Genomic DNA, 19,727 nt, shown 5'->3' with positions numbered 1-19,727 from the left:
GGCGGGTGACCCCGCCGCCGCCCGCTCCCGTCGTCACGGTGATCGTGCCCGGCTTCGAGGTCGCCGACTACGCCCAGGAGGCCATCGACTCGCTGAGGGCCCAGACGCTGACGGACTGGCTCGCCGTGCTCGTGGACGACGCGTCGACCGACGCGACGGGCGGGATCTTCGACGCCGCGGCGGCCGCCGATCCGCGGTTCAGGGTCGTGCACCACGCCGCGCGAGGCGGTCTGAGCGCGGCGCGCAACACCGGGCTGGAGCTCGTCGAGACGCCGTTCGTGGCCTTCCTCGATGCCGACGACCGCTACACGCCCTCGGCGCTGGAACGCCTCGTCGCCACCGTCGACGCCAGCGGCAGCGACTTCGCCGTGGGCGCCTACGTGCGCCTGCGCCCCGACCACGACGGCGGGAACCCGACGGGCACCTACGTGACGGGTGTCGTGCAGCCCTGGGTGGCCGCGGCGACGGACCCCGCTCGCAGCGGCACGACGCTCGAGGAGCACCCCGAGGCGTCCGGCAACATCGTCGCGTGGTCCAAGGTCAGCCGCACCGAGCTGTGGCGGCGCGAGGGGCTGCGGTTCCCCGTCGGCAAGGCGTACGAGGACCAGATCGTCGCGCAGCAGATGTACACGCGGGCGCGGGCGTTCGACGTCATCCCCGACGTGGTCGTGCACTGGCGCGAGCGCTTCGACGGCACCTCGATCACGCAGCACAAGGGCGAGCTCCCCGTCCTGCGCGACTACCTCGAGGCCCTCGCCGGCGGGATCGCGGTGCTGGATGGGGCCGGGCAGCCGCGGGCCGCGGCATCCCGTGTCCGCCTGATCCTGTCGATGGACCTGCCGCCCCTCGTCGACATCGGGCGCGTGCACGCCGACGACGCCTACCGGCGCGAACTCGGGGCGTTCACGCGCGAGCTGTGGGACCGCGCGGGCGACGCCGCGGACCTCGACCCCGCCATCGCCGACACCCTGGCCGCCGCCCGGCTCTGGTAGCGCCCGCTTTTCGGCCGCCGAGTCGCCTCAGGCGCCGGGGACCTCGGGCGACGCCGCCCACGCCTGTGCGTCCGGGGCCGGAACGGGGCCGGGCGCAGACGCGCCCGCGGGCGGACGGTCGGCCCGGCGGTCGGGGTGGTCGGCGGGCGGATCGGATGCCTCGGCCTCGAGGATCTTCGACGTGGCCAGCTGCTGCGCCGCGAGCTCGGCGTAGAGGCCGTCGTGGGCGAGCAGCTCGGCATGCGTGCCCGACTCGACGATGCGTCCGGCCTCGATCACGTGGATGACGTCGGCGGCGATCACGGTCGACAGGCGGTGCGCGATCGACAGGGTCGTGCGGCCGCGGGCCGCGGCATCCAGCGCCTCCTGGACCACGCGCTCGGACACGGTGTCCAGCGCGGACGTCGCCTCGTCCAGGAGGAGCACCGGCGGATCCTTGAGCAGCACGCGCGCGATGGCGATCCGCTGCTTCTCGCCGCCGGAGAGCCGGTAGCCGCGCTCGCCCACGACGGTGTCGTAGCCCGCGTCGAAGCGCTCGATGACGTGGTGGATGTTCGCCGCACGGCACGCCGCGACCAGTTCGTCGATCGTCGCGTCGGGCTTGGCGTACCGCAGGTTCTCGGCCACGGTGGCGTGGAAGAGGTAGGTCTCCTGGGACACGATGCCGACGCTGTCGATGATCGACTCCTGATGCAGGCGGCGCACGTCCGCGCCGGCGAAGAGCACCTGCCCGCCCGATGCCTCGTACATGCGGGGCGTGAGGTAGAGCACCGTCGTCTTGCCCGCGCCCGACGGGCCGACGAAGGCGACGTGCTGTCCGGGTTCGGCCGTGAACGTGATGCCCTGGAGGGTCGCGCGCGTGTCGGCCGCGGCATCCGGATAGCGGAACACGACATCGCGGAACTCGATCTGCCCGAGCGGGCCGGGCGCCTCCTCGACCGCGATCGCATCGGGCGCATCGCGGATCGCCGGCTCGAGGTCGAGGTACTCGAAGATGCGGGCGAACAGGGCCGCCGAGGTCTGCAGGTCGAGCGTGACCCGCATCAGGCCCATGAGCGGCATGAGCAGCCGCGCCTGGATCGCGGTGAAGGCCACGACCGTGCCCGCGGTGATCACCGCGTCGCCGCCGGTGATGAAGTACCCCGAGACCAGGTAGATGACGGCGGGGACGCTCGCCATGAGCACCTGCACCACCGCGAAGAAGCCCTGGCCGCTCATCGCCCGCCGCACCTGCAGCCGCACCTGGTTGCGGTTCTCGTCGGCGTAGCGCGCGGACTCGGTGCGCTGGCGGTTGAACGACTTCGACAGCAGGATGCCCGAGACGCTCAGCGTCTCCTGCGTGATCGCGGTCAGCTCTGAGAGCGATTCCTGCGTCTCGCCTGCGATCCGCGCCCGCACCTGTCCGACCCGGCGCTGCACGATGATGAGCAGCGGCATCATGATCACCGCGATGAGGGTGAGCCGCCAGTCGATGATGATCATGGCGATCAGCGAGGCGATCACCGTGACGGCATTGCCGAGGATGCTCGTGAAGGTGTTCGTGAGGACGCCCGAGACGCCGCCGACGTCGTTCTGCAGCCGGGATTGGATGACGCCGGTCTTCGTGCGCGTGAAGAATCCGAGCTCCATCGCCTGGAGGTGATCGAACAGCCGCACGCGCAGATCGCCGGTGACCTTGTTGCCCACCGTCGAGGTGAACCAGGTCTGGAGCACGCCGAGGGCCGCCGAGGCGAGGAACAGGGCGACCATGACGACCACGAGGCGCCACAGCAGCGGCATGTCGGGCGCCGCGCCGTCCGGCGGGAACAGCGCCTCGTCGAAGATGCGCTGCACGATGAGCGGCGGGATCACTGCGAGACCTGCCCCCAGTACGACGAGCACCCCGGTGAACGCGAGCGGCCAGCCGTAGGGGCGGAACAGCGCCAGCACCCGCCCCCGCAGGTCGGGGATCTTCGGCGCCTCGGAGTTGATGCGCTTCTGGGTCTCGATGTCGACCCCGCGGAAGCCGGCGTGACCGCTGGCCCCGCCCCCTCCGCCCCCGCGCATGCTCACCCTTGTCAGCCTACTGACGCCCCACGACCCGAGGGCTAGGCTGACGCCATGACCTCCACGCCCCACAACCCCCCGCACGACGGCTCCGACCTGGCGGCCCTGCGCAAGGAGATCGACGACCTGCAGGCCATCCCGCACGAGGAGATCGTCAACCCCACGCCCGCGGGCCTGAAGGATCGCGAGCCGACGCCCCACTCCACCGACGCCATCGGCTCCGAGAAGTGGGACGTGCCGGCCGACCAGGAGTCGCTCGAGCAGTAATCCCTCCGCATTCCGTCACGTCGGACGGGAATGGGATGTCGGCGCCCGTGGTTACCCTGGAGGCTTGCCATCTTTCGGGTGGCCTCTGACTTCGCCGATTCCCGAGGAGACGCCCTATGGCCTCGACCACCACGCAGCCCGCCACCGACAGCGTCCCCGCAGCCTCCGCCCCCGTCCTGGGCCGCCAGGAGAGCCGCGTCATCTGGCTGCTCCTCGGAGCAGCGTTCGTCGCCATCCTCAACGAGACGACGATGGGTGTGGCGATCCCGCACCTCATCACCGACCTCGGCATCACCGCGCTCGCGGCCCAGTGGCTGACGACCGCGTTCATGCTCACGATGGCCGTCGTCATCCCGATCACCGGCTTCCTGCTGCGGCGCTTCACCACCCGTGCGATGTTCATCGCCGCGATGGGCCTCTTCTCGCTCGGCACCCTGATCGCCGTCTTCTCCCCCGGCTTCCCGATGCTGCTCGTCGCTCGCGTCGTTCAGGCCTCGGGCACGGCGATCATGATGCCGCTGCTGATGACCACGATCATGACGGTGGTCCCTCCCGGCATCCGCGGTCGCATGATGGGCCGCGTCAGCATCGTCATCTCGCTCGCTCCGGCCATCGGGCCCACCATGGCCGGCGCCGTTCTCGAGAACCTCAGCTGGCGCTGGATCTTCGCCATCGTCCTTCCGATCGCGCTCGTCGCGCTCGCGATCGGCGCCCGCTGGATCCACAACCTCGGCGAGACGACCCGCGCACCCATCGACGTCCTGTCGGTCATCCTCTCGGCGCTGGGCTTCGGCGGCCTGGTCTACGGCCTGAGCCAGCTCGGCGGCGGCGGCCACGGCACCGGCGCAGAGGCGGTCGCGGCCCAGAACCTCTCGACGGCGTCGCTCATCATCGCGCTGACCGTGGGTGTCATCTCCCTCGGCCTGTTCGCGTGGCGCCAGGTGCTCCTGCAGCGCAAGGACGACGCGCTGCTCGACCTCCGGGTGTTCCGCTCGGTGAACTTCTCGCTGTCCATCGGCCAGATGGTCATCATGTCGATGGCCTTCTTCGGTGCCATCACGATCCTGCCGCTGTACCTGCAGCGCGTCGTCGGCGTCTCTGCACTGGACACCGGCCTCATCGTGCTGCCGGGCGCCCTCGCCATGGGCCTCGCCGGTCCCTGGATCGGGCGCATCTACGACCGATGGGGCACCCGCGTGCTGCTCGTCCCCGGCGCCGTCATCACCACGGCGGTGCTGTGGTTCTACACGACCTACACGGCCGCGACTCCGGTGTGGGTGATCGCCGTCGCGCACACCGTGCTGTCGATCGGTCTCGCGCTGTCGTTCACCCCGCTGTTCACCGCGTCGCTCGCCTCGCTGCAGCCGAAGTTCTACTCGTACGGCTCGGCCGTGGTCGGCACGGTCCAGCAGGTGGCAGGTGCCGCCGGCATCGCGCTGATGTTCGGCGTCATGTCGTCCGCGGCGGGAGCCGCGAGCGACGCGGGAGCCGATGCCGTCGCCGCCGAGGCTGCGGGCACGCACGCGGCGTTCCTGATCGCCGCGATCCTGTCGCTGCCGCTGCTGGTCGGGGCCTTCCTGGTCCGCAAGCCGGTCGACCAGCCGTTCACCGCGCCCGTCGCGCACTGAGCTCACGAACAAGGGCCCTGCCGGATTCATCCGGCAGGGCCCTTCGTTCGTTCACGTCAGTGGTGGATGACCGCTTTCAGGGCGATCAGGATGCCTCCGAACCCGGCGGTCAGCAGCGCGCTGAGGATCCGCGGCAGCCAGTGCGTGCTCCAGCGGGCGACTGCGATCCAGCCGAGGATGCCGAGAATGACGGTGTCGACGATGAGCGCCGTCCACATGGCTGTGGTGTCGTCGATCACGCGGGTGGCTCCGAGGAGGAGCACGATCAGCGGGGCGACCGAGGCCAGCAGCATCCCGCCGGACTGGTGAAGCGAGGCCCGAAGGCTCGCGCCCAGCCCGGCGTGGCCGTCGGTCGCCGCGAGTCGTCCGAGAGTGCCGGCGTACACGTGAGCGGCGAAGAAGACGGCCACCGTCACGGCGACGGTCGTGAAGGCGTTGAGGGCGGTGCCCGAGTTCGTCCCGCTCACCACGATCATCCCCGACACGAGGATCAGGCCGTAGATCGCCTCCTCGGACATGAGGATGCGCCCGAGGCGCGGGGTGATGTGAAGCTGCTCGTCGGTCATCGAGGCCTCGACCTATCGCCGGCGGAGCGCGGGATCAGACGGTGCTGCAGCTGCTGCCGCCGCAGCACGATCCGCCGGACTCGACCTGGGTGAGCAGGTTCTTCTCGTCGGAGATCGGCTGCAAGGAGACGGGGGCGGGGGTCTGCGAAGAAGTCATGGCCTCCATGCTACCCGCGCTCCGGGGTCCGGCCTCCGACGCCGTGCGTCTCACAGCTGCACGCCGCCGGTCTGGCAGGTCGGGCAGTATTGTGCGGCGGCGCCGCTGAACGTGAACTCGCCGATGGTGTCGCCGCAGACCGGGCAGGCCTCGCCCGCACGCCCGTGCACGCGCATCGCCTCGACCTTCGCCGCCTTGAGTCGATCGATCGGGATGCCGCGCCGTGCGTCGATGGCACCTCGAACGGTTGCGACCGTCGCCTCGTACAGTCGCTGTCGGGCGGCGTCGTCGAGCACGGCGGCGTGGACGACCGGCGAGATCTTCGCGAGGTGCAGGATCTCGTCGGAATACGCGTTGCCGATCCCCGCGATCGACTCCTGCTCCTGCAGCACGGCCTTGACCTGCTTGCGGCGTCCGCCGAGCGCCACGTCGAGGTCGGCGGCGGAGTACTCCGGGGCCGCGGGATCTGGACCCAGCTTGGCGATCGCGGGGACCGCCAGTGCGTCGTCGACCACGAAGAGCCCGAGCGAGACCCAGCTGCCGGCGTCGGTCACCTCGAACCGGTCACCGCCGGCGAGGCCGAACTCGGCCAGCGCGGGCGGCTCATCTGCGGGCGCCGCATCGTCGCTGCCGGCTGGCCTCCACCGGACCCACCCATGACGGCCGAGCGAGACGACGAGGTGGGTGCCGTCGTCCAGCGACAGGGCGACGTGCTTGCCGTGGCGGCCGGCACCGGTGAGCGTCCGGCCGACCAGACCCGTCGGCGGCGCGGTGCGCGTCTTGATCGCGCGGAACTCGAGGACGTCGACGTCATCGAGGGTTCGGCCCACCGTCTGCTGGTCGAGGAACTCGACCAGCACCTGCACCTCGGGAGACTCCGGCATGGCCCCATCCTGGCACCGGCCACCGACGCCCGGGAAGCCGCGGTCAGGCCGGCGAGGCGTGCGCCTCGGCGAGCGACTTGCGCAGGAAGACCTGCTCGATGCCGTCGTCGCCGGCCACGCGCGTGGTCTCGCGGTAGCCCTCGCGCTCGTACAGCCGGAGGTTCGCCTCGCTGAGAGATCCTGTGAAGAGCTCCGCCTCCCGGCATCCGGCAGCGCGTCCGCGCTCTTCGACGGCGGCCAGCAGGCGCGTGCCGACACCCTGTCCCTGGGCGTCGGGCGCGATGGCGAGGCGTCCGATGAGCAGCAGGTCGCCGTCTCGCCGCGCACGCGCCGCGCCGATCATCCGGGGGCCCTTGCGCACCACGCAGCCGAGGTTCTCGACGAGCTCCGCGCGGAGCTCCTCGAGCGTCTGGGTCAGCGGCGGCATCTGCACGGTGTCGTAGATGAGGGCCTCCTGCACGAACGCCGCCCGCTGCAGGGTCAGAGTCTCGCCGGCATCCTCCGGCCCGATGTCGCTGATCGTCATGTCGTCCTGGGCGGGCTGATCGTGCTGAGGCATACCTCCTCGGTACCGGCGGGCGGGACGGGTGTCAAGCCCGTCGCTCCGGGAGGGGGCGCGGCGCACAGTGGATACAGGAGGCCAGCATGGAGTCGTTGTGGCAGCAGACCGCTCCCGCCATCCCCGACGATGCGGCGCCACCGCCCACAGGCAGCGACGTCGTCATCGCAGGCGCGGGACTCACCGGGCTCAGCCTGGCCTGGCTGCTCGCCCGCGACGGCGTCCGGGTGACGGTGCTGGAGGCCCGCTCCGTGGGTGCGGTGACGACGGGGAACACGACCGGCAAGCTGAGCCTGCTCCAGGGCACGGTCTTCACCGGCGTCCGCGCGCACGCGGGCGACGACGCGGTGCGCGCCTACGCGCAGGCCAACCTCGCAGGGCAGACCTGGGTGCGCGAGGAGGTGGACGGCCTCCTCGGGGCGATGTCCGTGAAGGATGCCGTGACCTACGCCACCGACGAGGAAGGCGTCGCAGCGCTCGACCGCGAGGAGAGTGCGCTCCGGGTCGGCGGCATCGACGTCGAGGTCCTGCGCTCCGGTCAGACGAAGCGCTTGCAGCTTCCCTTCCCCGTCAGCGCCGCGCTGCTCCTCCCGGATCAGTTCCAGCTTCAGCCCATGCTCGTGCTGGCCGAGCTCGCCCGCCGCGTCCGTGAACGCGGAGGCCGAATCGTCACCGGATGCCGGGTGACCGGCGCCGACGCGCAGGATCACGGCGTGCGCGTGCGCATCGGCGAGCGGACGCTCGACTGCTCGACGCTCGTGCTCGCCACCGGGTCCCCGATCCTGGACCGCGGCCTCTTCTTCGCCAAGCTCGTCCCGTCGAGGTCGTTCGTCGGCGCCTACGACCTGCCTCCCGATGTGGCGCGTCCACGAGGGATGTTCCTCTCCGCCGACGAACCGACCCGCTCCCTCCGGGTGGACAGGCTCCCCAGCGGAACGGACGTCCTCGTCGTCGGCGGCGGCGCGCACACGCCCGGCCGGACGCAGCCGACGAGCGAGATCCTCGCCGAACTCGACGCGTGGACGATGGCGCACTGGCCCGGCGCCCGGCGCCGGACCTGGTGGGCGGCTCAGGACTATCGCAGCGTCACGCGACTGCCGTACGTCGGACAGCTGCCCCGCGGCGGCGGGCGCATCCTCGTCGCGACCGGATACGCGAAGTGGGGCATGACGAACGCTCCCGCGGCCGCGCTGGAGCTGCACGGCATCCTTCAGAACAGTCCGGTGCCGTGGGCCGCGGCGCTCGACCGTCATCGCCCGGGCCTCGCAGACGTCGGCGAGGCCGTGCAGGTGAACGCGTCGGTGGGCGGCCACCTCGTGGTCGACTGGGCCAAGGTCGGGATGTCCTCCTCCAACGGCGACTCCCCCGCCGAGCGAACCGGACGAGTGGTGCGCCGGGGAATGTCGCCGGTGGCCGAGTCGACGGTGAGCGGCGTCACCCGGCGGGTCTCCGGCGTGTGCACCCATCTCGGGGGCATCCTCACCTGGAACGACGCGGAGTGCACGTGGGACTGCCCGCTGCACGGCTCGCGCTTCAGTCCAGCCGGCGACGTCCTCGAGGGCCCGGCGGTGGCTCGCCTCGCGCCCGCCGACGAGTAGCCGGCTACGGCCTGACCTGGGCCGTGTCAAGCCCCTCGCCGCTGGGTCCGTTCCGGACGGATGCTTCGACCATCGGCCGAACGTCAGGCCGATGCAGCGCCCGCCGCAAGGCCGCGGTCGGCTCTCACGAGGAGAAGACGATGACCATCGGAGACGTTCACCGACTGGAGCTCGTGCCGCTGGGCGACGAGTCATGGCGATTGTGCGACCGCCCCGCCGACGACGAGTCGGACGAGGCGCTGATCGCGTACGTCGAGCGGACCGCGGACCACCGCTACGAGACGGTGTGGGTGTACGGGGGGCCGCGCGTCGAGACCTACTTCTCGCTCGAGGACGTGCTGATGTCGGCGGCCCGGCGGCTGTCGAACATGGTCTCGACGGATTCCAAGCCCATTCCGATTCCGCACCGGGCGCCACTGAGACTGAGGTGACTACGTCCGTGCCGGGAGCTCTCCTCCTCCGGGCAGCACCTCGGCGCCGAAGAGCTCAGGCACCAGCACGATGCCGCCGGCCGAATGGGCGGAGTTGGCGAGTTCCTCGAGCCACTCGCGCTTCAACGGCGGCGGGTCCGGCTCCTCGAACTCGAACCTGAGAGGAATCGACGGATGCAGCCAGATCGTGGTGCGTCCCCGAGGCTGGTCGTCGCAGTGGGGCCAGGACACGGTGAACGCCTCGTGCCGACGGAGTTTCGACGCGATGACCACCTTCAGATGCGCGAGGGCGCGGTCCTCGATGTGGATCGGAGTGGCCGAACCCCCGTAATACAGGGTTCCCACGACCACAAGATACTCGCCTCGCGGCCGTAGCGTCAGTGCCCGGCGGATACTCTGCGCGTCCGCGGGTGTCAAGGGCATTGGCTCGGTCGGCGCGGCACGGGAGCATGGACGAAGGTGCCACCCGCAGCCGCCCCCCGTTTGCTGCATTCGCCCGACGGCACGCGGAGGTCGCGGTGGGAAAATTCATCTACGACGGTACAGTCAAGGTCGACTTCGACGACCGGACGCTCGCACACCTGCAGCTCGTGATCGGCACGAAGCTCCGTCGTGGCGAGCCGTTCCATTTCACCTGGAAAGACGACACCAGCATCGGTGACGGACGCACCACGGTCTGGGTGCACCCGCGCAGCTCACTCGTCTACAAGTACTACGGCAGCCGCAAGCCCCGACTGAACATGGCTTGGATCGACGCGCTGGTGTACACCGCCAACTCGCCGGCCGGACTGTATCTCGTACCCGAACCCGCGGAGAGCACGGCGAGTGAGAACAACGATGAAGCGCATTGACATCTTCTACGGCGGCGAGCACTACAGCGTCGGCGGCCGCGATCTGGACGAACTGCTGGAGGAGATCTCGACGGGGATCGCGTCGGGCGTGCACTGGCTCTCGGTGAACGACGGCGAGGGTGCGCCGCGGCAGGCCTACCTCCTGCTGACACCGGGGACGCAGATCGCCGTCGTCCCGATCCCGGACGGTGCGATCGAGCCCTAGTGGGAGCAGACGCAGAGCCGCGCTCGGCCGGACCGTGGCCCGACCGAGCGTGACTGCCTGCTACTCGTACCTTGCGGCCGGCAGTAGCCGGTGCGTCGGCTCTTCCCAACGACGCGGACGGCGCGGCGTGAAGCCGGAAGCCCCCGGACGATCCTGCGCCGGGTTCCAGCCGCTCGAGCCGGCGTCGCCGCCTGCCCGCGTGCTCGTTCGCGTCTGTTCCGTCTGCGACTTGTTCATGGCGACACCTCCTGCTTCGAGCATGCGGCGCCGCATGCGTGGGCCAGAGGGGGTTGACATCCCTGTCAACCCCCTGCTTGAGCGTCGTCCGCGTCCGTAGCGTCGGGAGGAACCGGAAGGAACGAGAAGATGACCGTTGCGAAAGAGATCATGACGCCGAACCCGAAGTGCGTCGGCGAGAACGACACCCTGGTCGACGCGGCACGCCTCATGGCGTCGATGGATGTCGGAGCGCTGCCCATCTGCGGCGAGGACAAGCGCCTCAAGGGCATGCTCACCGACCGAGACATCGTCGTGAAATGCCTCGCGCAGGGCGGCGACCCGACGACCATGCGCGCCGGTGAGCTCGGCGAGGGCAAGCCCGTGACCATCGGCGCCGACGACGACATCCGCGAGGCACTGGACACCATGAAGCGATATCAGGTGCGCCGGCTTCCCGTGATCGACGGCCACGACCTCGTCGGCATCATCAGCCAGGCCGATGTCGCGCTGTCGCTGTCTGCGACGGAGACGGGTGAGACGGTCGCAGAGATCTCGGAGTGAGCCTGCGGCGACCCGCTAGGGCTGCAGCACCACTTTGATGCAGCCGTCCTCCTTCTTCTGGAACGTCTCGTAGAGGGCGGGCGCCTCCTCGAGGGGTGCGTGGTGCGTGGTCAGGTCCATGACGCCCAGCGGGTCGCCGTCGTCCTCCACGAGCGGGAGGATGTCGTCGACCCAGCGCTTGACGTTGCACTGCCCCATCCGCAGCGTCACCTGCTTGTCGAACATCGTCTTCATCGGGAGGATGTCGGCCTCCCCGGCGTAGACGCCGCTGATCGACACCGTCCCCCCTCGGCGCACCAGGTCGATAGACGCGTAGAGCGCCGCCAGGCGGTCCATGCCGGCCTTGTCCATCAACGGGCGGGAGACCGCGCCGGGAAGGAGCCCCACGGCCTGATGCACCGCCTTGATCGCCGGGCTGCCGTGCGCCTCGAGGCCGACAGCGTCGACCACGGCGTCGGCGCCGCGCCCGTCGGTCAGGTCGCGCAGCTGCGCCACGACCGAGTCGTCGAGGTCGAACGTCTCGGCTCCGTGGCGCTGCGCCATCGCGCGGCGCTCAGGGACCGGATCGACCGCGAGGACCCGGTACCCGCGGTGCGCGGCCACCCTCGCCACGAACTGCCCCACGGGACCGAGGCCCATGACAGCGAGCACCCCGCCTTCGGGCACGTCGGCGTACTCGACGCCCTGCCAGGCCGTCGGGAGGATGTCGCTGAGGAAGAGATAGCGGTCGTCGGGGAGTTCGGTGCCCACCTTGATGTGGTTGTAGTCGGCGAGCGGCACGCGCAGCAGCTCGGCCTGCCCCCCGGGCACCTGGCCGTAGAGCTTGGTGTAGCCGAACAGGGCCGCACCATTGTCGTAATCGCGCACCTGCGTCGTCTCGCACTGCGACTGCAACCCGTGGGAGCACATGAAGCAGCGGCCGCAGGCGATGTTGAACGGCACCACGACGCGGTCCCCCACCGAGAGGGCCGTGACCTCGGAGCCGACCTCGACCACGACGCCCATCGGCTCGTGGCCGAGCACGTCGCCCTTGTCCAGAAACGGGCCGAAGAGCTCGTACAGGTGCAGATCCGAGCCGCAGATCGCGGTCGAGGTGATCCGGACGATGGCATCGGTCGGTGCTTCGATGCGCGGATCCGGCACCTCCTCCACCGAGACGTTCCGCTTGCCCTGCCACGTGAGTGCCCGCATGGTGCTGCCCTTCGGAGTCGGTGTTCCCGGCGTCGGTCGCCGGGTGCCAGCATCCCCAGACGGACACCCCCGCAGTACCCCCTTGTCATCGACACGAACGCCGTGCACAATCCCTCGGGTGCTGCTCGTAGCGGCCGCTGGCGATCCACGCAACCCCCAGCGCGGATCAGCCGATGTCGGGTAGAAAAACACCATGAAGGTGGTGATCTACGCGGGGGGCGAGTTCATGACGAGCGATGCGGTCGCCGATGCGCTGATGGACTACAGCGCCGCGCTGGCCGAGGGCCATGATGCGGCGACCATCGAGCTTCCGATCGTCGCGGAGGACGGCAATCCCGGCAGGGCGGTCTTCCTTGTCGGACCGGCCAGCCAGATCGTCGCCAAGACCGTCACGACCGATCTTCCGGAGCCCGATGATGCCGCCGACCTCGAGCATCTCAAGGCCGTGACCCGGAGCCTCCGGCCGTCCGCCTCGGTCGAGACCGAGGCGCGCGAACAGGTCGACTGGAACTGGGAGAACTGACCCGCGTGTGAGGGCCCGGAGCGAGCCCGGACGCGGCAGGCTGGACGGCATGATCCGCATCCGCCCGATGGAGGCCGCCGACTGGCCCGCCGTGGAGACCGTCTACGCCCAGGGCATCGAGGACGGCGAGGCGACGTTCGAGGCCGAGACGCCCTCGTGGGAGGCGTTCGACGCCGGGCGGCTGCCCGGTCTGCGGCTCGTCGCCGTCGACGACGGCGATCAGGTGGTGGGCTGGGTCGCGGCATCCCCCACGTCCACACGCCCGGCGTATCGCGGCGTCGTGGAGCACTCGGTCTACATCGCCCGCGACGCGCGCGGGCAGGGAATCGGTCGCACGCTGCTGGAGGCGCTCATCGCCGAGGCCGAGAGCGCGGGCTTCTGGACGATCCAGTCGAGCATCTTCCCCGACAACGCCGCGAGCCTGCGACTGCACGAGGCGCTCGGCTTCCGGATCATCGGGACGCGGGAGCGCATCGCCCGCTCGGCCGCGGGACCGAGCGCGGGGTCGTGGCGGGACACGATCCTGATCGAGCGGCGCAGCGCCACCGTCGGGACGGACTGACTCAGTCCTGCGTGCGCCGGGGACGCGGCGGCGGGGGTGGCGGCACTTCCTTGCCGGCGATGATGTCGCCGCGCGCGATCCGCTCGATCCCGCGCTTGCCGTCGACCACGACGGTGGTCTCGTCCGCGCTCAGCAGCTCGCCCAGGGCGTCCGTCGCCTGGCCCGACGGCAGCAGGTAGCGCACGACCACCCGGCGACCGGGCGCGGGCAGATTCACCATGCGCCGGGCGCGTAGTCCTTGAGGAACACGCCGAACAGGTCCTCCCCCGCCTCGCCGCGCACGATCGGGTCGTACACGCGGGCAGCGCCGTCGACGAGGTCGAGCGGGGCGTGGAAGCCCTCCTCGGCGAGGCGCACCTTGGTCGGGTGCGGACGCTCGTCCGTGATCCAGCCGGTGTCGACGCTGGTCATCAGGATGCGATCGGTCTCGAACATCTCGCGGGCGCTCGTGCGCGTGAGCATGTTGACGGCCGCCTTGGCCATGTTGGTGTGCGGATGCCCCGGCCCCTTGTAGCCGCGCTGGAAGACGCCCTCCATCGCGCTGACGTTGACGACGTAGGTGCGCCGGGCCTCGCTGGCCGCGAGGGAGGGGCGGAGCTTCGAGACCAGCAGGAACGGGGCCGTCGTGTTCGCGAGCTGCACCTCGAGCATCTCGAGCGGGTCGACCTCGTCGACGCGCTGCGTCCACGAGTTGACGTGGTGGAGGTCCGGGACCAGTCCCCCGGCGTCGATCGCAGTGCCGGCGGCCAGGCGCTCGAGCGAACTGGACCCTGCGGCCATGGCCTGCTCGGTCAGCTCGTCCGCGCGGGCGGCGGCCGCCGCGAGGATCGGATGGGCGGTCACCGAGCGCTCCAGCGCCTGCGGGTGCTGGTCGTTGGTGTGGCCGAACGTGACCAGCTCGGGCAGCAGGCCGCTCGGCAGCGGCGCGAGCTCGGCGTCGACGAGCGGCTGATACGCGCCCGGCGAGCGCCGGACGGTCTGGGTGGCGTTGTTGATGAGGATGTCGAGGGATCCGGCCGCCGCGACGTCGTCCGCCAGGCCGATGACCTGGGCGGGGTCGCGCAGGTCGATGCCGACGATCTTGAGGCGGTCGATCCACTCCGGCGCGTCCGGCAGGCTGCTGAAGCGTCGCACCGCGTCACGGGGGAAGCGCGTCGTGATCGTGGTGTGCGCGCCGTCGCGGAGCAGGCGGAGGGCGATGTACATGCCGATCTTCGCCCGGCCGCCCGTGAGCAGCGCGCGCTTGCCGGTCAGGTCGGTGCGGGCGTCCCGCTTGGCGTGGCTCATCACCGCGCAGCTCGGGCACAGCTGGTGGTAGAAGGCATCCACCACGGTGTACGGCTGCTTGCAGATGTAGCAGGCCCGCGCCTTCAGCAGGGTGCCGGCCGTCGGTGCGGTCGTCGTGGTGCTGATCGGGATGCCGCGCGTCTCGTCGTCGATGCGGTCCGGAGCGCCGGTGGCGGTGGCTGCCACCACGGCGCGGTCGGCCTCGGCGATCGCGTCGCGGATCTCGCGGCGACGCACCTTCTTGACGGCCTTGAACATCTTCGCGGTCGCCTGGCGCACGGCGACGAAGTCGGGGTGGGTCTCGTCGAGGCCCGCCATCCCGGCGAGCACCTTCAGCGTGACGGCGAGCTCGGCCGGATCGATGCCGCTCGGCGGCAGGTCGGGCGTGGCGGAGGTCTCAGAAGGCACACGCGATTCTACGTCGGCCCAGATGGGCGCGACCTGTTACCGTGCCATCGTGACCTCCCCCACCGCCGACCGCGCCGAGCCGCGCCTGATCCACGTGTCGGCGGCCGTCATCACCGACCAGGACGGACGGCTGCTGCTCGTGCGCAAGACGGGGACCACCGCGTTCATGCAGCCCGGCGGAAAGCCCGAGATCGGCGAGTCGGCGAGTCAGACCCTCAGCCGCGAGCTCGCCGAGGAGCTCGGCATCTTCGTCGATCCTCACGAGCTCCAGCCGCTCGGCTCCTTCACCGCTGCGGCGGCGAACGAGCCCGGGCACCTGGTCGTCGCCGACGTGTTCGCCGCCGACATCGGCACGCAGGGACCGGAGGTCGGCGCCGAGATCGCCGAGCTGCGCTGGATCACTCGCGCCGACGCCGAGCACCTCGAGATCGCGCCGCTCGCGCGGACGTACTTCCTGCCTGCGGACTAGCCCTTCAGGCCGCTCGAGCTGACCCCCTGGATGATCTGCTTCTGACCGACGAAGAAGATGATGATCATCGGGATCGTCGCGATCACGCTCGCCGTGACGATGATCTCCCAGTGCCACTCGCCGCCGAATCCGAAGGCGTCCACGAGCGACTTCAGCCCCCGCGGAATAGTGAACGTGTCGGAGTCGCGCAGATAGATCAGCGCGCGCATGAGGTCGGTCCACACCGCCTGCACCTCGAAGACGAGCGTGACGGCGATCACCGGCTTGCTCAGCGGCAGAGCGATCCGCCAGAACGACGTCCACTCGTTCGCGCCGTCGACGCGAGCGGCGTCGAAGAACTCGCGCGGCAGCCCGAGCATGAACTGACGGATCAGGAAGACGTAGAAGGCGCTGGCGAACAGGTTCCCGGCCCACAGCGGGGTCAGTGTGCCCACCTGGCCCAGCGAGTTCCAGATCAGGAACGTCGGGATCATCGTCACCGCACCCGGGAGCATCATGGTCGCGAGGACCAGCCCGAACAGCAGGTTCCTCCCCTTGAACCGGAAGTGAGCGAATCCCCACGCCACCATGGCGCTCGAGAAGGCGACGGTCACGGCGGCGAGCACGGTCACGATCACGGTGTTCAGCAGCCACAGCGCGAGCGGCGCCTCCTGCCAGACCTGGAGGTAGTTGTCGACGGTGAAGGTCTCGGGGATCAGCTTGTTGTCGAACACCTCGCCGCGCGGCTTGAACGAGGCGCTCACCAGCCAGACGAACGGGTAGACGAAGATCACGCCGAGCACGGCCAGCGCCGCGATGATCAGCGCCCGCACCCACCTGCGGTGGCCGCGAGCCCGGCGTGACGCGTCGACCGTGCGGCCGCGAGGCGGCGCGACCACGGCGGTCGCGGCATCCGCTGTCTTGACCGCCCGGTCGGCAGGATCGTCAGCGGGGCCGGGAGCGCCGAGCTCCGGAGGCAGCACGCGGGTCATCGCCCCTCCTCCGCTTCGTAGTAGACGAGCCGGCGCGAGACGGCCAGCTGCACCAGGGTGATCGCGAGGATGATCACGAACAGCAGCCACGCCATCGCCGACGCGTACCCCATGTTGAGGAACTCGAACGCCTGCTGGAACAGGTAGATGACGTAGAACAGCGCGGCATCGTTGCTGTACGTGGTGTTGCCCGATCCGAAGAACGCCGTATAGGCCTCGTCGAACGTCTGCAGTCCCGCGATCGTGTTGACGACGATGATGAAGAAGAGCGCGGGGCTGATCAGCGGCAGGGTGACGCTGAACGACTGGCGCCAGAATCCCGCACCGTCCAGGCGCGCGGACTCGTACAGATCCTCCGGCACGTTCTGCAGGGCGGCCAGCAGGATGATGACGGATGCCCCGACGGTCCACAGGCTCATCAGGATGAGGCCCGGCTTGACCCACGCGGGGTCCGTCGTCCACGCGGGTCCGTTGATGCCGAACCAGCCGAGCACGACGTTGATGAGGCCGTTCTGGCCGTTGAACAGCAGCAGGAACAGGATGCCGACCGCCACCGGCGGCGTCATCTTGGGCAGGAAGAACAGCGTGCGGAACGTTCCCGAGGCGCGTCCGGCCCGATTGAGCAGCAGCGCGAGCGCCAGGGACACCACCACGTACAGCGGCACCTGCAGCGCCACGTAGAAGAGCGTGTTGCCGAGCGCCTGCGCGACCTTCGGGTCGGCGAACAGCCGCGCGTAGTTCTCGACCCCGACGAAGTTGGGGCTGTTGATCACGTCGTAGTCGGTGAGCGAGAGGTAGACGCTGTAGATCAGCGGCCACGCGGTGAAGATCGCGAAGCCCAGCAGCCATGGCGAGAGGAAGAGCAGCGCCGCACGGGCCTCCCGGTGGTCGGCCTTGCGGTGCCCCTGCCGCCGCTGCCCCTTCACTGCGGCAGCGGCGGCACCACGGGTGGTGGCGGACATGTCAGCCCTCGGCATCCAGCTCCGCCCACGCTTCATCGAGCGCGGACTGGGCCTTCTCCTGAGCCTCGGCGAGCGCGTCGGCGGGTTCGGCCTGACCGTTGAGCACGGAGTTGACGGCATCCTGCAGCGCAGCCTTGAACTCGGCGTCGGCGGGGTTGGCCGGCAGCGAGAACGTCGCGCCGTTGGCCTCGTACATGCTCGCCACGGCGGTGGCCCATGGCTCCTCGTCCGCGGTCACCATGCCCTCGATGGCCGCGTCGGCCTGCGCGTTGGCGGTGAGGATGCCGGTGAACGGCTTGCCCTCGCCGGTGCGCGCCTCGAGGCGGGCGTCGGCGGCGGCCTGCCACGCGTCCTCGGACGTCATCACGCGGGCCCAGCGGCACGCGGCCTCCGGGTTGTCGCTTCCCGACGGGATGGCCCAGGCGGAGCCGGTGGCGTACGCCAGGGTCGCGCCCTGCTTGTCGCGCACGGTGTCGAAGACCATCGGGGCGTCGGGAGAGACGTCGTTCAGGACGTTGACGTACCACTGCTCCATCGGCATCGCGCCGAGCACGCTCGTCGCGAACTGGTTGCCCTCGCCGAAGAAGTCCGCCGAGTCGCGATAGGCCTTGACCGCGCTGAACCCGCCCTGGTCGTCGTAGATCGACACCGCCCACTCGAGCGCCTCGAGGACGGCGGGGTCGTCGAGCTGTGCGGTCCGGCCGTCCTCCGAGATGAGGTCGACGCCATTGGCCTTGGCCCACAGGGGCATGAACTCGGGGAGCTTGCTGTCGTACCCGATCACCGACAGTCCGCCGCCCTCCGACTTCGTCAGCGCCTGATTGGCGGCGCTCATGGCCTCCCAATCCGAGCCGTTGACGTCCTCGATCGTGAGCCCGGCCGCCGACAGCAGGTCGGCGTTGGCCATGGTCAGCTGCACCGAGTTGAACTCGGGGATGCCGTACACCTCGTCGTCGAGCGTGACCTGCGCGAGCGCCGACGGCACGTACACGCTCGTGTCGATCCCCTCGCCCTCGATGCAGCGGCTCATCGGCACGATCGCGCCGCGGGCCGCCAGCGACCCGATCTGGTCCCGGTTGGCGTACACGACGTCCGGCGGCTCCCCCGACGCGACCGCCGAGAGGAACTGCTGCAGGTCGAGCTCGCCTTCGATGAGGCCGACCTCGACGTCGCCGAGCTCGGACTCGGCCAGATCCATCCGGGCCGTCGCGACCTCGTCGACGCCGGAGAATCCCATCACCTCGAGTTCGCCCGACAGTTCGGTGTCGGCGCCGTAGTCGGCATCCGAGTCGTCTGCTCCGCCTGTGCCGACCGCGCATCCCGCCAGGAGCAGCAGGACCACGCCGCCGGAGAGCACTGCTGCTGTCCTGCGCATGTCATCGACCTCATCCCCCGCTCGTCGGAGAAGTGAGCGGTGGGGCGAAGGTAGGTCGGCCGGGAAGCGATCCCCATGGGGCTTGACAACCGTCGTTTCGGCCGCCAGAAGCGGAACGGCGCGAGCCTTCTGCAGGAGAAGGGGCCCTCCACAGGAGGATCCTGGGTCACGCGTCCTGTGGAAGGAAGGTTCTCCTGCGCAGGCCATCTCGCCCGGCTGGTTGACTGAGGTCATGGTGATCGCGACCCTGACCGATTCCGATGTCGCGCTGCGCGCGGCCCTCGCCGGGGCGGAGGTCGCCCGCAGCCGCTACGGCGCGCACAATCGCAGGTTCGAGCATGAGGGCGCCGACTTCTCGACGGAGGCCGACATCGAGGCCGAACGCGCGATCCGCGCCGTTCTGTCGGACCTCCGACCCGCAGACGCCGTCGTCGGTGAGGAGCTGGAGACCACGGGAGACTCGTCGCGGCGCTGGCTCGTGGACCCGATCTGCGGAACGCTGAACTTCGCCGCGCAGGTGCCGGTGTTCGCCGTCAACGTCGCTCTCGAGATCGACGGCGTCACGACGGCTGCGGCGGTGGCCGACCCCGTCGCGGGGCACGCGTTCCGGACGGATGGCACGGGCGCCTTCGGACGCCTCGGCGAACGCGCGCTCGCCCCTTCTTCGACCTCGCAGCTGGCCAGTGTGAACCTCGAGAGCGGCTACGAGGGAGGCAGCGGCATCCGTCTGCTGTCGGACGATGTGTTCCGCTCCCGCTTCAGCCCTCGGTGCTTCTCGAGCACGCTGGCGCTCGCCTGGGTCGCCAGCGGCCAGCAGGCGGCGTACATCACGGGCGGCGACCTGCGCGGCAGCGTCCACTGGACCGCAGGGATCGCGGTGTGCCGCGCCGCGGGCGCCGTCGTCACGAACCTCGCCGGCGGCGAGCTGCACACCGGCGACCACGGCCTGCTCGCCGCAGCGGATGCCGAGACCCACGCCTTCCTGCTCGAGCGGCTCGACGCCCTGCGCTAGGCC

The 19,727-nt window shown here is 70.2% G+C and carries 24 protein-coding genes; 12 read left to right on the top strand and 12 right to left on the bottom strand.

Features of this window, described 5'->3' with window-relative positions; genetic code table 11:
* Positions 1-5: 5 nt before the first annotated feature.
* Positions 6-992: a glycosyltransferase family 2 protein gene (locus tag ASD56_RS14190; protein ID WP_235565726.1), complete on the top strand. Its 987-nt coding sequence runs from the start codon at positions 6-8 to the stop codon at positions 990-992.
* A 27-nt stretch (positions 993-1,019) separates the two neighbouring features.
* On the opposite strand, the gene ASD56_RS14185 is transcribed toward ASD56_RS14190, so the two are convergent.
* Positions 1,020-3,038 carry an ABC transporter ATP-binding protein gene (locus ASD56_RS14185; RefSeq protein ID WP_082541487.1) on the bottom strand — a complete coding sequence of 673 codons (2,019 nt, stop codon included), beginning with the start codon at positions 3,036-3,038 and terminating at the stop codon, positions 1,020-1,022.
* 54 nt (positions 3,039-3,092) lie between these two features.
* On the opposite strand from ASD56_RS14185, the gene ASD56_RS14180 reads away from it, so the two are divergent.
* Positions 3,093-3,305, top strand: coding sequence for a hypothetical protein (locus tag ASD56_RS14180; RefSeq protein ID WP_055967018.1), 213 nt, complete (start codon positions 3,093-3,095; stop codon positions 3,303-3,305).
* A 116-nt stretch (positions 3,306-3,421) separates the two neighbouring features.
* Positions 3,422-4,933: an MDR family MFS transporter gene (locus ASD56_RS14175; protein WP_055967013.1), complete on the top strand. Its 1,512-nt coding sequence runs from the start codon at positions 3,422-3,424 to the stop codon at positions 4,931-4,933.
* Between the two features lie 56 nt (positions 4,934-4,989).
* On the opposite strand, the gene ASD56_RS14170 is transcribed toward ASD56_RS14175, so the two are convergent.
* Genes ASD56_RS14170 through ASD56_RS14160 form a run of 4 tightly spaced genes read right to left on the bottom strand, consistent with a single transcriptional unit; the run spans position 4,990 to position 7,099 of the window.
* Positions 4,990-5,499, bottom strand: a complete 510-nt coding sequence (locus tag ASD56_RS14170; RefSeq protein ID WP_055967010.1) for a hypothetical protein — start codon at positions 5,497-5,499, stop codon at positions 4,990-4,992.
* A gap of 34 nt (positions 5,500-5,533) precedes the next feature.
* Positions 5,534-5,656 (bottom strand): hypothetical protein, encoded by a 123-nt coding sequence (locus ASD56_RS16580; protein WP_268777916.1) that lies wholly within the window; start codon positions 5,654-5,656, stop codon positions 5,534-5,536.
* Positions 5,657-5,706: 50 nt separating this feature from the next.
* Positions 5,707-6,540 (bottom strand): DNA-formamidopyrimidine glycosylase family protein, encoded by an 834-nt coding sequence (locus ASD56_RS14165; protein WP_055967007.1) that lies wholly within the window; start codon positions 6,538-6,540, stop codon positions 5,707-5,709.
* Between the two features lie 43 nt (positions 6,541-6,583).
* The gene (locus ASD56_RS14160) at positions 6,584-7,099 is read right to left on the bottom strand and encodes a GNAT family N-acetyltransferase (protein ID WP_235565724.1); all 516 of its coding nucleotides are present in this window, start codon (positions 7,097-7,099) and stop codon (positions 6,584-6,586) included.
* Positions 7,100-7,185: 86 nt separating this feature from the next.
* On the opposite strand from ASD56_RS14160, the gene ASD56_RS14155 reads away from it, so the two are divergent.
* Together ASD56_RS14155 and ASD56_RS14150 are read left to right on the top strand one after the other, a co-directional pair.
* Positions 7,186-8,697 carry an FAD-dependent oxidoreductase gene (locus ASD56_RS14155; protein WP_055967004.1) on the top strand — a complete coding sequence of 504 codons (1,512 nt, stop codon included), beginning with the start codon at positions 7,186-7,188 and terminating at the stop codon, positions 8,695-8,697.
* 140 nt (positions 8,698-8,837) lie between these two features.
* Positions 8,838-9,128, top strand: a complete 291-nt coding sequence (locus ASD56_RS14150) for a hypothetical protein (protein ID WP_055967001.1) — start codon at positions 8,838-8,840, stop codon at positions 9,126-9,128.
* Here ASD56_RS14150 and ASD56_RS14145 read toward each other — a convergent pair whose 3' ends face one another.
* A complete protein-coding gene (locus tag ASD56_RS14145; protein WP_055967281.1) occupies positions 9,129-9,473 on the bottom strand; it encodes a DUF7882 family protein in 345 nt (114 codons plus the stop codon).
* A gap of 173 nt (positions 9,474-9,646) precedes the next feature.
* Here ASD56_RS14145 and ASD56_RS14140 point away from each other — a divergent pair, with 173 nt between their 5' ends.
* The 3 genes from ASD56_RS14140 (at position 9,647) to ASD56_RS14130 (ending at position 10,964) form a co-directional block, all read left to right on the top strand.
* Positions 9,647-9,979, top strand: coding sequence for a DUF7882 family protein (locus ASD56_RS14140; protein ID WP_055966998.1), 333 nt, complete (start codon positions 9,647-9,649; stop codon positions 9,977-9,979).
* Positions 9,966-10,184 carry a hypothetical protein gene (locus ASD56_RS14135; protein WP_055966995.1) on the top strand — a complete coding sequence of 73 codons (219 nt, stop codon included), beginning with the start codon at positions 9,966-9,968 and terminating at the stop codon, positions 10,182-10,184. The genes ASD56_RS14140 and ASD56_RS14135 overlap by 14 nt, the downstream gene beginning before the upstream one ends.
* Positions 10,185-10,550: 366 nt before the next feature.
* Positions 10,551-10,964, top strand: coding sequence for a CBS domain-containing protein (locus ASD56_RS14130; protein ID WP_055966992.1), 414 nt, complete (start codon positions 10,551-10,553; stop codon positions 10,962-10,964).
* 15 nt (positions 10,965-10,979) lie between these two features.
* On the opposite strand, the gene ASD56_RS14125 is transcribed toward ASD56_RS14130, so the two are convergent.
* Entirely contained in the window at positions 10,980-12,155 is a 1,176-nt protein-coding gene (locus tag ASD56_RS14125) for an alcohol dehydrogenase catalytic domain-containing protein (RefSeq protein ID WP_055966989.1), read from the bottom strand.
* Positions 12,156-12,348: 193 nt separating this feature from the next.
* Between ASD56_RS14125 and ASD56_RS14120 the strand changes: the two genes are divergently transcribed.
* Together ASD56_RS14120 and ASD56_RS14115 are read left to right on the top strand one after the other, a co-directional pair.
* Complete coding sequence (locus ASD56_RS14120) at positions 12,349-12,678, top strand: hypothetical protein (RefSeq protein ID WP_055966986.1); 330 nt, start codon at positions 12,349-12,351, stop codon at positions 12,676-12,678.
* 49 nt (positions 12,679-12,727) lie between these two features.
* Positions 12,728-13,240 carry a GNAT family N-acetyltransferase gene (locus ASD56_RS14115; protein WP_055966983.1) on the top strand — a complete coding sequence of 171 codons (513 nt, stop codon included), beginning with the start codon at positions 12,728-12,730 and terminating at the stop codon, positions 13,238-13,240.
* Position 13,241: 1 nt separating this feature from the next.
* Here ASD56_RS14115 and ASD56_RS14110 read toward each other — a convergent pair whose 3' ends face one another.
* Positions 13,242-13,460: a putative acetyltransferase gene (locus ASD56_RS14110; protein ID WP_055966979.1), complete on the bottom strand. Its 219-nt coding sequence runs from the start codon at positions 13,458-13,460 to the stop codon at positions 13,242-13,244.
* On the bottom strand, positions 13,454-14,935 hold the full coding sequence (locus ASD56_RS14105; protein ID WP_055966976.1) for an SDR family NAD(P)-dependent oxidoreductase: 1,482 nt from the start codon (positions 14,933-14,935) through the stop codon (positions 13,454-13,456). The genes ASD56_RS14110 and ASD56_RS14105 overlap by 7 nt, the downstream gene beginning before the upstream one ends.
* 49 nt (positions 14,936-14,984) lie before the next feature.
* Between ASD56_RS14105 and ASD56_RS14100 the strand changes: the two genes are divergently transcribed.
* Positions 14,985-15,404 (top strand): NUDIX hydrolase, encoded by a 420-nt coding sequence (locus tag ASD56_RS14100; protein ID WP_055967279.1) that lies wholly within the window; start codon positions 14,985-14,987, stop codon positions 15,402-15,404.
* Here the strand turns inward: ASD56_RS14100 and ASD56_RS14095 are convergent.
* The 3 genes from ASD56_RS14095 to ASD56_RS14085 are packed head-to-tail and all read right to left on the bottom strand — an operon-like array spanning position 15,401 to position 18,712.
* On the bottom strand, positions 15,401-16,375 hold the full coding sequence (locus ASD56_RS14095) for a carbohydrate ABC transporter permease (RefSeq protein WP_082541485.1): 975 nt from the start codon (positions 16,373-16,375) through the stop codon (positions 15,401-15,403). The genes ASD56_RS14100 and ASD56_RS14095 overlap by 4 nt on opposite strands.
* Positions 16,372-17,337, bottom strand: a complete 966-nt coding sequence (locus tag ASD56_RS14090) for a carbohydrate ABC transporter permease (protein WP_082541484.1) — start codon at positions 17,335-17,337, stop codon at positions 16,372-16,374. The genes ASD56_RS14095 and ASD56_RS14090 overlap by 4 nt, the downstream gene beginning before the upstream one ends.
* A 1-nt stretch (position 17,338) precedes the next feature.
* On the bottom strand, positions 17,339-18,712 hold the full coding sequence (locus ASD56_RS14085) for an extracellular solute-binding protein (protein WP_055966972.1): 1,374 nt from the start codon (positions 18,710-18,712) through the stop codon (positions 17,339-17,341).
* Between the two features lie 232 nt (positions 18,713-18,944).
* Between ASD56_RS14085 and ASD56_RS14080 the strand changes: the two genes are divergently transcribed.
* A complete protein-coding gene (locus ASD56_RS14080; RefSeq protein ID WP_055966970.1) occupies positions 18,945-19,724 on the top strand; it encodes an inositol monophosphatase family protein in 780 nt (259 codons plus the stop codon).
* The last annotated feature ends 3 nt before the right edge of the window (positions 19,725-19,727 follow it).

Source organism: Microbacterium sp. Root166, assembly GCF_001427145.1.
Lineage (GTDB): Bacteria > Actinomycetota > Actinomycetes > Actinomycetales > Microbacteriaceae > Microbacterium.
This window is presented reverse-complemented; position numbering and strand designations above follow the sequence as displayed.